This is a genomic window from Agarilytica rhodophyticola, from assembly GCF_002157225.2.
GTDB classification, from domain to species: domain Bacteria; phylum Pseudomonadota; class Gammaproteobacteria; order Pseudomonadales; family Cellvibrionaceae; genus Agarilytica; species Agarilytica rhodophyticola.
The window spans coordinates 851,849-866,339 of the sequence record NZ_CP020038.1 but is presented as its reverse complement, the minus strand read 5'-3'; the positions used below and the strand labels follow the sequence as shown (position 1 = coordinate 866,339).

General features: G+C 40.8%; 14 protein-coding genes. 2 read left to right on the top strand and 12 right to left on the bottom strand.

Annotation, left to right across the window (positions count from 1 at the left end; genetic code table 11):
* Positions 1 to 60 precede the first annotated feature (60 nt).
* The 4 genes from BVC89_RS03680 to BVC89_RS03665 form a co-directional block, all read right to left on the bottom strand.
* Entirely contained in the window at positions 61 to 1,473 is a 1,413-nt protein-coding gene (locus BVC89_RS03680; RefSeq protein ID WP_245929330.1) for a sodium:solute symporter family transporter, read from the bottom strand.
* 681 nt (positions 1,474 to 2,154) lie between these two features.
* Complete coding sequence (locus BVC89_RS03675; protein WP_086929908.1) at positions 2,155 to 2,628, bottom strand: hypothetical protein; 474 nt, start codon at positions 2,626 to 2,628, stop codon at positions 2,155 to 2,157.
* 27 nt (positions 2,629 to 2,655) lie between these two features.
* The gene (locus tag BVC89_RS03670; RefSeq protein ID WP_086929907.1) at positions 2,656 to 3,414 is read right to left on the bottom strand and encodes a hypothetical protein; all 759 of its coding nucleotides are present in this window, start codon (positions 3,412 to 3,414) and stop codon (positions 2,656 to 2,658) included.
* A gap of 31 nt (positions 3,415 to 3,445) precedes the next feature.
* Positions 3,446 to 4,495 carry a DUF6607 family protein gene (locus BVC89_RS03665; protein WP_086929906.1) on the bottom strand — a complete coding sequence of 350 codons (1,050 nt, stop codon included), beginning with the start codon at positions 4,493 to 4,495 and terminating at the stop codon, positions 3,446 to 3,448.
* 178 nt (positions 4,496 to 4,673) lie between these two features.
* On the opposite strand from BVC89_RS03665, the gene BVC89_RS03660 reads away from it, so the two are divergent.
* A complete protein-coding gene (locus BVC89_RS03660) occupies positions 4,674 to 6,917 on the top strand; it encodes a TonB-dependent hemoglobin/transferrin/lactoferrin family receptor (RefSeq protein WP_158657768.1) in 2,244 nt (747 codons plus the stop codon).
* A gap of 24 nt (positions 6,918 to 6,941) precedes the next feature.
* Here the strand turns inward: BVC89_RS03660 and BVC89_RS03655 are convergent, their stop codons facing one another.
* The 3 genes from BVC89_RS03655 to BVC89_RS03645 all read right to left on the bottom strand — a co-directional run bounded on the left by BVC89_RS03655 (position 6,942) and on the right by BVC89_RS03645 (position 9,458).
* Entirely contained in the window at positions 6,942 to 8,108 is a 1,167-nt protein-coding gene (locus tag BVC89_RS03655; protein WP_086929904.1) for a cyclic di-GMP phosphodiesterase, read from the bottom strand.
* A 224-nt stretch (positions 8,109 to 8,332) separates the two neighbouring features.
* Positions 8,333 to 8,911 carry a D-sedoheptulose-7-phosphate isomerase gene (locus BVC89_RS03650; RefSeq protein WP_086929903.1) on the bottom strand — a complete coding sequence of 193 codons (579 nt, stop codon included), beginning with the start codon at positions 8,909 to 8,911 and terminating at the stop codon, positions 8,333 to 8,335.
* Positions 8,912 to 8,930: 19 nt separating this feature from the next.
* Positions 8,931 to 9,458 carry a chorismate--pyruvate lyase family protein gene (locus BVC89_RS03645; protein WP_086929902.1) on the bottom strand — a complete coding sequence of 176 codons (528 nt, stop codon included), beginning with the start codon at positions 9,456 to 9,458 and terminating at the stop codon, positions 8,931 to 8,933.
* Positions 9,459 to 9,629: 171 nt separating this feature from the next.
* On the opposite strand from BVC89_RS03645, the gene BVC89_RS03640 reads away from it, so the two are divergent.
* Positions 9,630 to 10,907: an aspartate aminotransferase type Ic gene (locus tag BVC89_RS03640; RefSeq protein WP_086929901.1), complete on the top strand. Its 1,278-nt coding sequence runs from the start codon at positions 9,630 to 9,632 to the stop codon at positions 10,905 to 10,907.
* A gap of 99 nt (positions 10,908 to 11,006) precedes the next feature.
* On the opposite strand, the gene BVC89_RS03635 is transcribed toward BVC89_RS03640, so the two are convergent.
* The 5 genes from BVC89_RS03635 to BVC89_RS03615 all read right to left on the bottom strand — a co-directional run bounded on the left by BVC89_RS03635 (position 11,007) and on the right by BVC89_RS03615 (position 14,386).
* Entirely contained in the window at positions 11,007 to 11,465 is a 459-nt protein-coding gene (locus BVC89_RS03635) for a hypothetical protein (protein WP_086929900.1), read from the bottom strand.
* A gap of 48 nt (positions 11,466 to 11,513) precedes the next feature.
* A complete protein-coding gene (locus BVC89_RS03630) occupies positions 11,514 to 12,401 on the bottom strand; it encodes a hypothetical protein (protein ID WP_086929899.1) in 888 nt (295 codons plus the stop codon).
* Between the two features lie 108 nt (positions 12,402 to 12,509).
* Positions 12,510 to 12,917 carry an ACT domain-containing protein gene (locus tag BVC89_RS03625; RefSeq protein WP_086929898.1) on the bottom strand — a complete coding sequence of 136 codons (408 nt, stop codon included), beginning with the start codon at positions 12,915 to 12,917 and terminating at the stop codon, positions 12,510 to 12,512.
* An 8-nt stretch (positions 12,918 to 12,925) separates the two neighbouring features.
* Positions 12,926 to 13,243, bottom strand: a complete 318-nt coding sequence (locus tag BVC89_RS03620) for a DMT family transporter (protein ID WP_086929897.1) — start codon at positions 13,241 to 13,243, stop codon at positions 12,926 to 12,928.
* Between the two features lie 171 nt (positions 13,244 to 13,414).
* Positions 13,415 to 14,386: an aldo/keto reductase gene (locus BVC89_RS03615; RefSeq protein ID WP_086934495.1), complete on the bottom strand. Its 972-nt coding sequence runs from the start codon at positions 14,384 to 14,386 to the stop codon at positions 13,415 to 13,417.
* Positions 14,387 to 14,491 lie beyond the last annotated feature (105 nt).

Below are 14,491 nucleotides of genomic sequence, written 5' to 3'. Positions count from 1 at the left end.
ACAGAATAAAAAAGGCCGCAATTGCGGCCTATTAATAGAGGTACTCACAAAATAACATTTTTACGTCTTTTCACCGATAACCAGCGTTGCCCTATTTCCTAATAAACGATTAATCAGAAGTGAAAAAGCAATACAAAATATTAAAGTAATAAACATCGCATGAATATAATGAACGGGCGTCCAAACAAAACTTAAAAAAGCATATAAAGCAACACCAGCGACCACAGCCGCTATCGCCGCACGAGCTTCGACCCCTTTAAAAGCCAAACCAACAACAAAAGCAGATAATATTGGCATAGAAAGCAGACCAAAGAGTTGTTGTACAGTATTAATCACACTTTCCTGTGTAGCAAAAACAGGAACTAAAAGAATAGCCAACAACGTCATAATACAAGAAACGATGCTACTTAACTTAGGAATATTATTGACTTTACGAACGTAACACTCATGCAAATCACAAACATACAACGCCGCTGAAGCGTTAAGAATACTATTAAAACTTGTCAATGCTGCCGCGGCAATTGCCGCAGCAAAGGCACCAGATAACCAGCCAGGCAATACGTCACCAACCAGACGTCCATAGGCTTCATCATTAATATCTCCATATAATTTAAACGCTACAATTCCCGGAACAGTAACGATAACAGGAACAATCATTAAACGAATTCCAGCAGCAGCTAGAACGCCTTTGCGCGCTTCTTTTAATGTAGGTGCAGCCATCGCCCTCTGAGTGATGGTTTGGTTTGTACTCCAATAAAAAGTTTGAATAAAGATCATTCCTGTCAGAAGAGTATGCCAAGGTATGGGCGAGTCGTTATCACCAATCATTGTCAGGCGTTCTGCAGGAATACCACTGAAATCAAAATCAATGGCTTTTAATGCAAGAAACACGACCAAAAGAGCAAGGGATAATATCAAAACGCCACTATAAGTATCTGATACAGCGACAGCTCGCAACCCTCCCAAAATAGCATATGTTGCACCGACAATAGCAAGTGAGACAGCAACAACCATGAGGGGAATATCCAAATCAAACATGGACAGTAAGAATAGTGAGCCACCATACAAAACAGCGGGCAAAAAGATAAAGATATTACCTAACAAAAAAAGCGCAGAGATTAATGCCCGAATATGTTTATCATTATATTTGCGCTGCAGCAATTCAGTGGTAGTTGTACAATTGTTGTTATAATATATCGGTAGAAAAACAAAGGCTAAAATAATCAAGCCACATACGGCAGCGAGTTCCCACCAAGCCAAAAGCAACATCTGATTGCCGTTCATCCCTACCAGCTGATCAGTAGATAGGTTTGTAAGGGTTATGGAACCAGCTACAAAATACCAACTCAGGCCACCGTTAGCCAGGAAATAGTCGTGTCCAGATCCCTGATCCCCAGTATCAGCCTTACGGCATTGAAGATAAGTTAATAACCCAATTATGGCTGTGATAAATATAAAAACGAAAATTTGCACACTGCCTCCATTTACGTATACATCATGTACTGAGCTGATTAATCGCAATAACTGATTAGCTGTAATAAAACCGATTAGTTGTAATAAAATAAATAGATACGATCAAAGCACTATGTCTACTTTTTGCTATATACCGTTAACATCTATTTCTAAATTAAACACGACTTACAAAACAATAGACCAGTTATTCTTCCAGAAGCCCAATGCGGTAGCGCCTATTCTCTAAATAACCACTAAATAAGTAATCTCTAAACAACTACTAACAAGCAATACGTTTATCTATTACTGAGCACTGGAGCAGCGTCTGCCTCGCTGTATTTCCGTCAACTATCTTCAATTAATTTATCTAGCATAAAGAATAGTCCATAGAATGGGGAACTCATAAAATTCATTCACATCATATTATTGTATTGTCGATGTTAGCGCCCAGCATATAAAATGGCGCAGATATACGCCTAGGCATGGCACCAATATAATACTTAATATGGGGATAGTAAAGAATTTATATGATAAATAGAAAGGAAGGGCGTACATATTTCAACCGCCCTCTAAAGTTTACTCGAAAGCTATCATAGCCAAGCAACAAACGGGAGTCGGCTAAAATAATAGCTGCACTGCAGTAAATGTCCAAAATACATACAACCGAAAAGCACTTGTATTCAAACTTCTATATCATTCTTTTCAATGTACACACGAGATATTCTCATGCTGAAAGCTGTGGGGAATATGCTTTTCAGTATTATACTTAGCATCACTAAAATACTGTTTTTCACATGTCTCGATGCGTTTGTAATAACGCTCATATACATTATCAAATTCTTCAATTGATCTATCGGAGGAATCATTTATTGCATTAGACATTTTTGATAATAAAACAATTGCTTCGTTAAAATTATTTTCTACTAGCAGGAGTTCGATAAGGAACTCTAGGGGTTTTATAATATGTGTGTTATTAAAAAACTGATTTTTCTTACATTTGTAACGCAGTAAGCCAATTTCCATAGATGAGTGGAGATACACATAAGCTGTCTCGCTTCTACACTCAATGTACGCCTTCATACCTCTTCTCATGGTATCTGTCCAAGCTCGCATTGCGATACCTTCACATTCAATCATACGATCGGCATGAGACTGACAAAAGTACTTGTATTTCATAAATACGCCCTTTGAACTTTAATTTTATTATCGATAGAAAATTATATGATTCGTATATATCTTATTATTTGTTTTAAACTGCCCACTTATCTTTGCCAATAAACCTAGCTTGTCATTGTTGTGCAGAGTGTTATTAGGACAAGAAGAAACAATAGAAAGAGGGTAATGGCTTTGTGCTATTTTTTCTTCCAGATCAGAAATTTGATGTGATAAGACAATATCGATTGTCGGTGTTTTTTTATTTAAATACTTAAAAATAGACGAACTTAACACTTCAAATTCATGCCATGATTTCAACGTTTGGTTTTCATGACAAACAACTATCTTAGGTTTATCGTCATCCCAATTGACACATTGATACCAGTCATATACTGGAGTTTTACATACTGATCTCGTATGGTTATCCAATATAGGAAATATCTTTTCCAACAAATCATTTACATCATGGTCGTTAATAACTTGCCAGGAAAATTGCGGCCAGTCTGTAGATTGTGATAAACGGTGGAAGCGTGTACTTAGCCCAGCATTTACCTCTAAACCTACACCGTCAGTATACCGCTCGAAAAAAGATAAAATTTGTCTATCGATCCACTGCCAATGCTTAAGCGTGGTGCTGCGCTGCTTCCAAGTATTTTGCGATAATGTTTTGTTACACTCAACACCTAGCTTACTTAATACACTGTAAGCTGCCTGATCAACAAAACCTGAAGTCGACGCGTGAGAACTAGCCTGCGCGCGAAAAATAACAGGATCAACTAGCTGTGATAACTGTGCAGCATTTAGCATAAATCACCCCAAATAAAAATACTAATGGTTTTCAATTAAACGTCGTTGTTACCCATTTATTTAGAACTTCATTGATTTCACTTTTACCCGGAGATGATGATCCGTTTTCTATCGCTTCGGCATGCCCAAATGTTGCTTCTATAATTGGCATTCCATCTACTTGCGTTTTTAAAATTACTCGATCGTTGTTTGCAAAACGTTGGCTCCATGCCGTTCGCACACTCTGCCAATAGGCCGAAGTTTTTTCCCAATAATCATAAGCAGGCGAAAAATCGACTCCATCTACACGCTGGTAGTTATTAAAACCAAATTCACGCACCAAGGTTGTTTTTGTTTCACTGCCCTCACGGACAGTTTTCGTATTATCCTGCTCGTGCGTCCATCCCATTGGGGTCACGGTGTGGCGGTTCTCAACGTTTAGCGCGTTGTAGTCATCACGTGTTGTATATTCACGCCTTGGCAAAGGACGCCAAGTACGGTCGCTTGTCCACGTTGAAACACCGTAGCGATGGTTCCATTTACCAGTTCCACAATAGCGGGGAGCATCAGAAACTTCATACACACATTGAGTCCACATACCTTTGTGTTTATTGCTCGAAATAAGTTTTCTTTCCCAAGTTTGATCGGCAACAAATTCAAATCTCTGTTTTGCTTCAAAGTGCCAGTCCTGGCGCCAATGTTTCACGACATGGCCATCACCAACAACTAAAATGTGCTGTAAAACAATAAGTGAGGGACTTTCTTCAATGAGAATAACTGTCTCAAACCCGCCGGAATGCTTGGCCGGCTTACGTTCATAGCCAGCCTTTAGTACAACTGTTTCTTGAAAATCAAAACTTACCTTATGCTCGCCTTGCATCGCCAAAATTGCAGCGCGATCTTTTTCACGTTTTGTGGATGCAGTCACAATTTTTTCGAAGTTGTCATTCGCCACAAAAGAATAAGAGGGGGACTTTAACTCTTGTTTTTTGTCCGGCGACTCTTTTTGATCTGGCGATTGGGAAATATACGAGCTTTGTGTACAGGCGCTGAGTAACATCACAGCAAGCACACCGCTAATACAAGTTAAGTTTTTATACATAATAAAATGTCCTGTCGCTTCTCAATGTCATTCACTTATTTTTACTTCATTTTGCCAATTTACAGATCAGGCAATTCTTCAAATAGCATTTACATCCTAAGCACTTGCAGTTATCAGTAAAATATATAATATTATGATAATGCTAATCATTATCATTCGCAAAATCAAGAAACCCATCATGATATCTAAAAAAATATGTCTTACCTTGCTCTCTCTGGCAGCAGTATCAACCTATGCCTTAGCTGATACATCAAACTCTTTGGATATGGAGAAGAAGTTAGAAGAAAGAATTGTCGTAGTAGGCACGAGAACAGAACGTGCCATACCCGAAATAGCAGCCACCATTGACGTCAAAACTGCCGAGCAAATTGAAAAAGAGTTAGCTCAAAACTTGGAGAATTTATTCCGCTTTACACCGGGAGTTTCTGGTTCCGGCTCTGGTAGCCGCTTCGGCTTCACCGGATTTAATATTCGCGGTATCGGCGGCAACAGGGTGCTAACCCTGGTAGACGGCATTAGAGTGCCGGAAGAGTTTTCTTTTGGACCTTTTTTAAGTGCCCGTCGAAATTTTATCGACATTGATAGCCTCGGCCGCGCCGAGGTAGCGCGCGGCCCTATATCTTCTCTCTATGGCAGTGATGCTTTAGGAGGTGTGGTTGCACTTACAACGAAAAAGCCAGAAGACTATTTGGGTAAAGACCAAAACACATATGCGGGATTTAAACTGGCTCATACCTCTGCCGATAATGGTACCGCAGCGCGCTTAGCGCTTGCAGCAGGAAGCCAAGACTTTGCTGGATTACTACTGTACAACCAAAGAACGATTGAGGAGTTAGAAAATCAGGGAGGAGTTGGTGGTATCGGGCTAAATCGTGAGCGTCCTGATCCGCAAGATATAGACAACCAAAACGCCGTGGTAAAATTTTCCTATTCACCAGGAGAGCAACATAGCTTACTTCTGTCATTAGAAAATTATGATAACCAAACAGATACAAGTGTCCTCTCAAATGGCGGTATCGTTAATTTTGGTGTAACCACGGATCAACAAGATGCTGAAGACGAACGTACAAGATCACGTTATTCATTGTCTTATACATACAAAGGCGATTTAACACTGCTAGATAGTTTAACAACAACAGTATATAAGCAAAGTAGTGAATCAGAACAACTCACCACGGAACAACGCAGTAGCGCAAGAGGCAATCAAATAAGGCTGCGCAGTTCACGCTTCGAGCAAGATATTCAAGGGGCCTTTGTGCAATTAGGAAAAGAGTTTAACAGTAAAAGCGCGATGCACTTTTTCACTTATGGTCTCGATTACTATCAAACAGATAATGATACATCTCGAAATGGCGGTACCTTCGATAGAGCCACCGGTGCACAACTACCAGAATTCCTACCATTACCTACGCGAGATTTTCCGCTTACAGAAGTTACTCAAGTTGCATTTTTTCTACAGGACGAAATTAGCTTGTTAAACAATCGTTTACTACTTTCACCGAGTATCCGTTACGATCACTATGATGCTAATGTGCGAGCAGATGAAATTTATTTGACCGGCAACCCAGGTATATCACCACCAGAAAACTACAGTGACTCGGATCTAACAAGTAAATTTGGTATCGTCTATAACATCACGCAAATCTATTCCATTTATGCTAGGTATAGTGAAGGATTCAGAGCACCACCTTACGATGATGTCAATGTAGGCTTTACTAATTTATTGGGCGGCTATAAAACCATATCTAACAGCGACTTAGTGTCAGAAGAAAGCCAAGGTATTGAGATTGGAATGCGTATAGAAAACGAAAACAACAATTTGCATCTAGCAATTTTTAAAAATGATTATGAAAATTTTATTGAATCATTAGCGATTGCCCCACAATTTGTCACTTCAAACGGTGTTGACCCTGCTGATAATTTACTAACCTTCCAGTCAATCAATCGCGCAGATGTAACAATTGAAGGAGCAGAATTAAGTGGTCGTTATTATTTTGAGACAGGGTCAAGCCTATTGTCGGGCTTTTCGTTACAAGCAGCCATCGCCTACGCGAGCGGCGAAGATGACAACACCGGTGAACCACTAAACAGTATTGAACCTATAACTGCAAACGTTGGTGTGAACTATAACTCTCCCACTGATCGCTGGGGTGTAAGTGTTATCAATACTTTAGTGGAAGCAAAAGATAATGACGATATTGATAGTCAAAGTGGCAGACTGCCATCCAGCGGCTATGGCGTTGTAGACTTACTTGCACATCTAACCATAAGTGAGAAGCTACGTATCAACATAGGTGTTTTTAATATCAGCGATAAATCTTATATAAGATGGGCAGATACACTGGCAATCGGTAATGATGCGCCCGCACGCTTCACCCAACCGGGTATCAATGGTGCAATATCGTTACGTTTTGAGCTTTAGCTCTGATAGTTTTAATAAAAGCAGTTACAAGAAATTGTGAATACAGATATCCAATTCATCCGGATGCCAAGTTTTCACAATTTCAATGTCGAGCTTCGATGTCGCTAAATTTAGGATGCGACACTGTTCATAATGGCGGCTTTTCATATTATAAAAAATACGGACAATAGGTTTATTTGAAAGCTCTAAGTTGGGCTCAATAACCACGCCCAATTTGCCATTACTCAGTTCTATCACAGTACCAACAGGGTAAACACTCATGCACCGAATAAAACTGTAAACTAGTGTTTTATCGAGATGGGACTCAGTCATAGACACCAGCAATTTCATTGCTTTAAAAGGCGCCATCCCCTCATGGTAGCAACGGGATGCCGTCACTGCATCATAGACATCCACAATGGCAGCCATGCGCCCATAGACATCGATCTTTGATTCATCAATCCCCATTGGATAGCCAGTACCATCTAAACGTTCATGGTGAAGACCACAAATAGACTTAGCAATATCGCTAATACCTTCGGACTTAATTAATACCTCTTGACCATAAACCACATGACGTTTCATTTCGACCCATTCATCATCAGTCAGTTTGCCCGCCTTATTTAGTATTTCAGAAGGCACACGTATCTTACCAATATCATGTAAAAGCCCACCCGTAGTCAATTCTTTTACTGTATTTTTATCAAAGCCCAGATAAGTTGAAAAAATACTCATTAGGATACCCACGTTAACAGAGTGCTCTAATAAATATCTGTCTTTCTCTCTAATTTGGCTTAGACACTGCAGAGCATTAGGGTTATTAAGTATGGAGTTATTAATATCATCTGCTAATTCATTGACAGGTGCCACATCAATGGCCTTGCCCATTTTGACATCATTTAATAAATCCTCAACCATGCCTCGGGCTTCACCATAAACGCGCTCAGCTTTTTCACGCTCAACCTTTAAAGTTAGACGTGGTTTGAATGACACATTATTGGATAAGATAGGATGAGCGAAACGAGAGTCTTTGCCTTTGCTAACATCAATAAAGAACTCTTTTAAGTTCTTCTCTCGAAGTTTGTCAAGCGTATCTTGGCGCTGAATAAAGCCTTCATTTTGCATTTTTCCATCTGCAACACCTTTAGTCTCCGTTGTAATGTACATACCAATTTCGAGATGCTCTGTTGAAATACGCTTGATATGACTCATCCGAAAAACTAACTCTAGGCAGTAAATGTAAGGAGCAAAAGCAACAGTTAAAAGTATAGCAGTGTTTCCAGTGCCACTAGATTTTTAAAGATAGATGTCAGCGGTAGAGCAATGAATTGTTATAGCCAAATAGTATTATAATTTTGACTACACAATGCTTTAGTCACAAGCAAGGATGGTAACAGCAGAAAAATATGGAGGGGCCAGTAGCTAGCCCCGAATCTTTACTCAAACATAGTCTTTTCAATAATGCCACATAAGATATGGCCAATCATGATATGGCTCTCTTGGATGCGAGCAGTGCAATCGGATGGCACACTTAGTACATGATCCGCCACTTGCAGAATCTTACCGCCCTGACCACAAAGACCAACACAGACAACACCTTTGCTTTTAGCACTATCAAAGGCTTCTAGGATATTTTTGGAATTACCTGATGTGCTAATACCAATAAAAACATCGCCACTTACAGCATTCGCTTCTAATTGGCGACTAAACACCTTGTCATAGCCGTAGTCGTTACCAATTGCCGTCAGCATCGAGGTATCGGTGGTTAAAGCAATTGCAGGTAAACCAGGGCGGTCAAACTCGAAACGCGCGACGAGCTCCGCCGCAATGTGCTGAGCATCTCCAGCACTACCACCATTGCCCGCTAACAAGACTTTATTGCCGTTTTTATATGCATCCACACATAACTGCGCCACTTCATCGATAGCATTTAAATGCTCAGCAGATGAAAGTATATGCTGTTTTACGCTGATGGATTGTTCAACAATGGTTTTTATATAATTTTGATGCGACATATGTTTCTCGTCATGTGTTCTAATAAAGCGAGAGCGGAAAGTGCTCTGTTATTTGTATAAAAGGATGGTGCTCTGTCACAATACGATAGGTTCTCCAAACCTCATCTTTGCGTCTATCCTCCCCTACTTCCAGGATTTGCCGATAGGTTTCAAGATTACATTCACGCAGTAATTCACCAATCCCCAAACGCTGCATCCTCAAATCTTCCTGAAATTGAGGATTGAGAACATCAATGCAAATCAAAGAGTTAGCAGTGACATAAATGTTATTGGACTGCAAACCTCTTAAATGCACACTACGGGCAACAACTCGATCTCCAGTATCTCGCTCAATATAGGGCGCAGGCTCGTCCAAAACGGTCTCATTCTGTGAGATGGTTTCAACGATCAGAGGTTCCCAAAAAAATGCTTCCAAACTTTTTGTTACGGTACCATCTGTGGTGAGCAAAACCCTCAAAAAAGCAGGTATTTTAGCCAAGTCCAATAAGTTATTGGTAATATCTTGAAACGATTCTATCGCACTCGGTTTTTGATTTAGCGCACTCATTTTTTTCGCTTACGTCTTTTAATCGCGGCATATTATCATAGAAGCCATGATTCATCTTTTATTTTTAGACTAGAGCCTAGTCACAGGAATTTAAGCCCTCCAGTTTGCCTTCAAAAACGTTATAATCTTAAACTTGATCAACCACCATAGAATATTTAAGGGGAATCCACTTTGAATCTTACAAACGCAGATAGCGGTCAACTTCAGCAATGGCAATCCGAACTTACTTCTCGTTACCAAGACATCAAAGCGAAAGGCCTTAATTTAGACCTTACCCGCGGAAAACCCTCCTCTGAACAGCTTCAATTATCAGATGCCTTAGACGGTATTTTAGGCTCAGAATACACCTCCCCTAGCGGAGTAGATGTACGCAATTATGGCGGTTTAGATGGTCTGCTTGAAGCCCGTAAACTAGGGTCACAATTCCTCGATATGCCGGCAGAAAATATTATTGCAGGTGGCAACAGCAGCCTTACGTTAATGCACCAGACGATGGCTATTGCTCATCAGTTTGGTCTTAATGGTAGTGATTCCGCTTGGAACAAGAGCGCTGATGTTAGTTTTATTTGTCCTGTGCCGGGGTACGATAGACACTACGGTGTTTGCCAGCACCTAGGCATTAAGATGATCACTGTGCCTATGGATGCCAATGGACCGGATATGGATGCGGTAGAGTCACTGGTAGCGCAAGATAAGAGTATTCGTGGCATGTGGTGTGTCCCCAAATACTCTAACCCAACCGGCGTCATATACAGCGATGATGTAGTAAAGCGCATTGCCCAACTGGGAAAAACAGCCCACCCAGATTTCCGCGTTTTTTGGGATAACGCTTATGCAATACACGATCTTGTAGAGCAGCCCAAGACACTAGCTAATATTTACGAGGCCTGCGTTGCTGCTGGCACAGAAGACAGTGTTCTGCAGTTTGCCTCCACATCAAAAGTGACTTTCGCCGGTTCTGGTGTGGCCTTTGTCGGCGCCAGCGCCAACAACCTTAAGGGCATCAAACAGTCCCTAGGTTTTATTACCATCGGTCCAGACAAAGTCAATCAGTTGCGCCATGTTAAGTTCTTCGCCGAGCCAGAATCATTAACTAAGCATATGCAAAAGCATGCCGGTATTATTAAGCCTCGTTTTGAATGCGTACTCAAGCAACTTGATAAGGCCTTTGGTGACAATGATCTAGGCAGTTGGGAGTCTCCGGAAGGTGGCTATTTTATCTCTTTTGACACTCGCCCAGGACTCGCTAAAGAAGTAGTAAGATTAGCAGGAGAAGCCGGTGTGAAATTAACACCCGCAGGTGCCACCTTCCCTTACGGTAATGACCCTGAAGACTGCAATATTCGCATTGCACCGACTGTACCAACAGTCGAGCAAGTAGAACAAGCCATGGACGTATTTGTCGTGTGCGTGCAGTTAGCGTCTATTAACCAGCAACTATCTGCTTAGGATCTACCAATAATCGGCACGACCCTTAAATTATTGAGCCACTCTTGGATGAAACTTTTCATCTTTCAAGAGTGGTAACAAAGGATGACAAAGTTGGCGCTAACCTTCTTTGGAATCGGAATCACAAGTCTCGGCAACTTCAAACCCTTGGCCCTTTGCCTGGTCGATAAGCGCTATGACTGGCCAGAAACCTAATTCTTTAGATTTGGCAAGATCCTCTTGCTTAATAGTATGTATATTAATATTGGATGTTGGAGAGCCACATAGCGCCGGCATCATTCTTCCTGTCATATAACCGCATTTAGAGTCGATGACAGCGATACCCGCCTCTTCCAACATCTTAGCTGTAGTAGCTAAGTCATCGCCCCCCCCTTCACATTGCACAGCACCGTTACTTCGAAAAATTTGCTCAGTAGCAGTAGATTCCGACACTTTTGACGCCACAGCCGCATCGGCAGAGGCGTCTTGTGTGGCATCATTATTTGCGGAATTATCGTTACTACAGCCATAAAGGCTGATCAGAACCACAGTAAGAAAAACATGACAAAGTTTAAACATCACCAGCACCCATAATTTTTAGAGCAGCAATCATAAACTATTTTATTATTATTTTATGTGCGCTTTGGCAGGGGCAGAAGCTTTCGATGACCACGGATGTTGATTGAGGTGCTGATAATTGAGTCCTCGGTTGATATCAATACCAGTAAGACGCCAAGCATGAGCATCGATAGAAATGGGGCCGAGTACTCTTTCATGAAAAACACTCGCAAAGATATAATCGCCCACTTGTTCATAGGCGTCATAGCTCACATCCACATGAGCGCCCAATGTAGTGCGGTAACCCTCTAGTGTAATATGGACGCGATACGTTAAGTGAGTTTCAGAATCAACCCATAACACCAGTTCATCACCCGCAGAGTTACCAATACCAGGCTTCATAGAAGTATAAATTCGGTGATATCGCTTACCATTTTCTTGCTTATCCTCTAAGCGAACAAAATTATCTTTAAAGGATTCAAGTGACAGTGGGCCGAGTAAAAAAATAAAAAAAGAATCTGCTGTTAATGCGGTCGATTGCAATACATCATCATCAACATTTTCTTCATTATTATAAAAAACTCGCGTCTGATTTGACGAGCGAATAACTTTTTTAGTCCCTGCAGGCCCTTGATAGTATGCGCTATAAACACCTGCATTAGGCAAAATTCTCTCCTCTGAACTAACGCGATAACGATGATCTGTAACCAGTGGCTGAATACGAGTAATAAGAAATTTCCAATCCCCATCAATACTTACATTAAGATCATTGAGTTGCTTTAATTTATTGCCACCGTGCTTTATAAACGTATTGTTAAATATTTCCGGGCCAGTTAAACCATCGGAGCAGCATGGTGTTGATAGAGATAATGGGCGGGGAAAGTTTTGCGCACAGCCGCTATTAAAAATAACAATTAACACACATAGTGCATAAATAAAACGGTAGCTCACACTCATAGAAATACTGATCTTGTAAGTAGATTTTTAAATATTTCTACGAGTCGCTGCACAAATAAGATTAATGTTATTGCTTGGGCTTGTTAACAAGATCTAGATAAATAGTCTCTAGATGCCTTCTTGCGCCAAGCACCTAAGCTCGTGCAAAGCTTTATCGGCATCTTTAGAAGCAATAAATATATGGTCGTGGTAAAAAGCAGCAACTACATTCGCACTAATATTTGAAACTGCTAACCGTGAAGATACAGCAGCAGTTAAACCTACTGCATCGAGACTAGAATGAATACTTAGCGTGATGCACTTAAAAACTCCGGAATATTGCATTTGAAATTCATCTGCTTTTGCCTTTGATAAAATCACTGTAGTTCCTTCCTGTTCACAAAAAGTACCCAATGGCTGTAGCGATTGTACAAAGTCGAAGTCAGAAGTATTTAGACAACAAAATACGTATTCTTCATCAGATAATCGGGGCGTCATGGACGCAATTAATGTATTTAAATCTGTTTCGCCTGACATAATTAGAGCTACCCTTTAGATAGTTTTATTCCAACAACACCAACAAAAATTAAACAACAAAAAAATAGTTGCTGCCAAGTGATAGGATGATTAAAAAAATAATGATCAACAAAAGAAATACAAATCGCACCTATGGCTAACCACACGATATAAGCCTGGCTTGCCGGAATGTGCCGCACCGAAATCGAAAATAACAGTAGGCTTGTTGCCATAGCAACAAGAGCCAAAACCACATAAGGAAATTTGCTAAACGCTTCCGATTTTTGAATACCGAATAGCCAGACAGCTTCTAAAACACCGGCAATAAATAAAATAAACCAAGACATGCTCTACCCTCTCTACTCAAAAAAGACCCGTAAACTTATGGGGTCGTCCCCGTAATAGAGCAGAGCGGTGAGGTCGTCCTCACTTCTTAAGAAATGTGTGCCCTAAGACACATGAAACATAATGTAACACTGCAAGCGGCTAATGAAAAGGGTTAAAGCCTATTCACCCTACTAGGGCAGCTCATCCCCACGAGCACTCACATAAAGAGAGTACCAGTCTTCGCGGCTAATATTGATTGATGATGATTGTGAGCAGGCTGTTATTCTATCTATTTTCGTGGTTCCGATAATGGGCTGGATATTGGCAGGATGTTTCATTAACCATGCAAGTATCAAAGCCTCTAGGCTAACATTATATTTATCGGCCAAAGATGCAACCATAGATGCCGTTGTCTGAATATGCTCTGGCTCATTAGTAATATCTCGCCCTGAGAATAATCCCTGGCATAAACTTCCCCAGGCTTGTAATTGAATGCCATTTTTGCGGCAATGCTCTAATGTACCACTGGTAAAATTGAGGTCACTGCCTTTAGGATTACCTGCCATCACCCCCTCATCGAGCCATGCCAGCTGTTGCAAGCTAATTTCTATTTGATTGGCGATAAGGGGCGCATCCAAGTAGGATTGCAGATACGCAATTTGATGTATATGCATATTTGAAACACCAAAAAACTTCACCTTGCCTTGCTCTCTCAATACTTCAAAAGCCTCTGCCACCTCCCCTGGTTCCATCAAAGGGTCTGGTCGGTGGAGCAATAAAATATCCAATTGTTCAATTCCCAGTCGTGCAAGTGAACCCTCAACGGACTGAACGAGCCATTGCTTGGAGAAATCGTAACGCTTGGGCCCAATATCGTCCTGAAAGCGAATACCACACTTAGACTGAATGAACATCTTATCCCGTAGTGAAGGCCTTTCTTTAAGCACCCGACCAAAAACCTTTTCCGCCTTTCCTAGACGATAAATATCAGCATGGTCAAAGACATTAATACCAGCTTCCAATGCCACTTCGATAACTTCATTTGCCTGCTTATAATGACTGTCAGCGATATTACTTTCCTGCCACTCTCCCCCCAGCCCCATACAACCATAAACAAGGCTACTGGCATTCGGCAAAAATTCTTCAAGTGCGTATTTAGGCATAAAAGCTCCAAAAATATATTGTGTAACAATATTTTTAACTGCTGATATCAACCATTAGTCTTCAGCAAAGGTGGCAAGATTAACGTGAACGACACACAAAGCCCA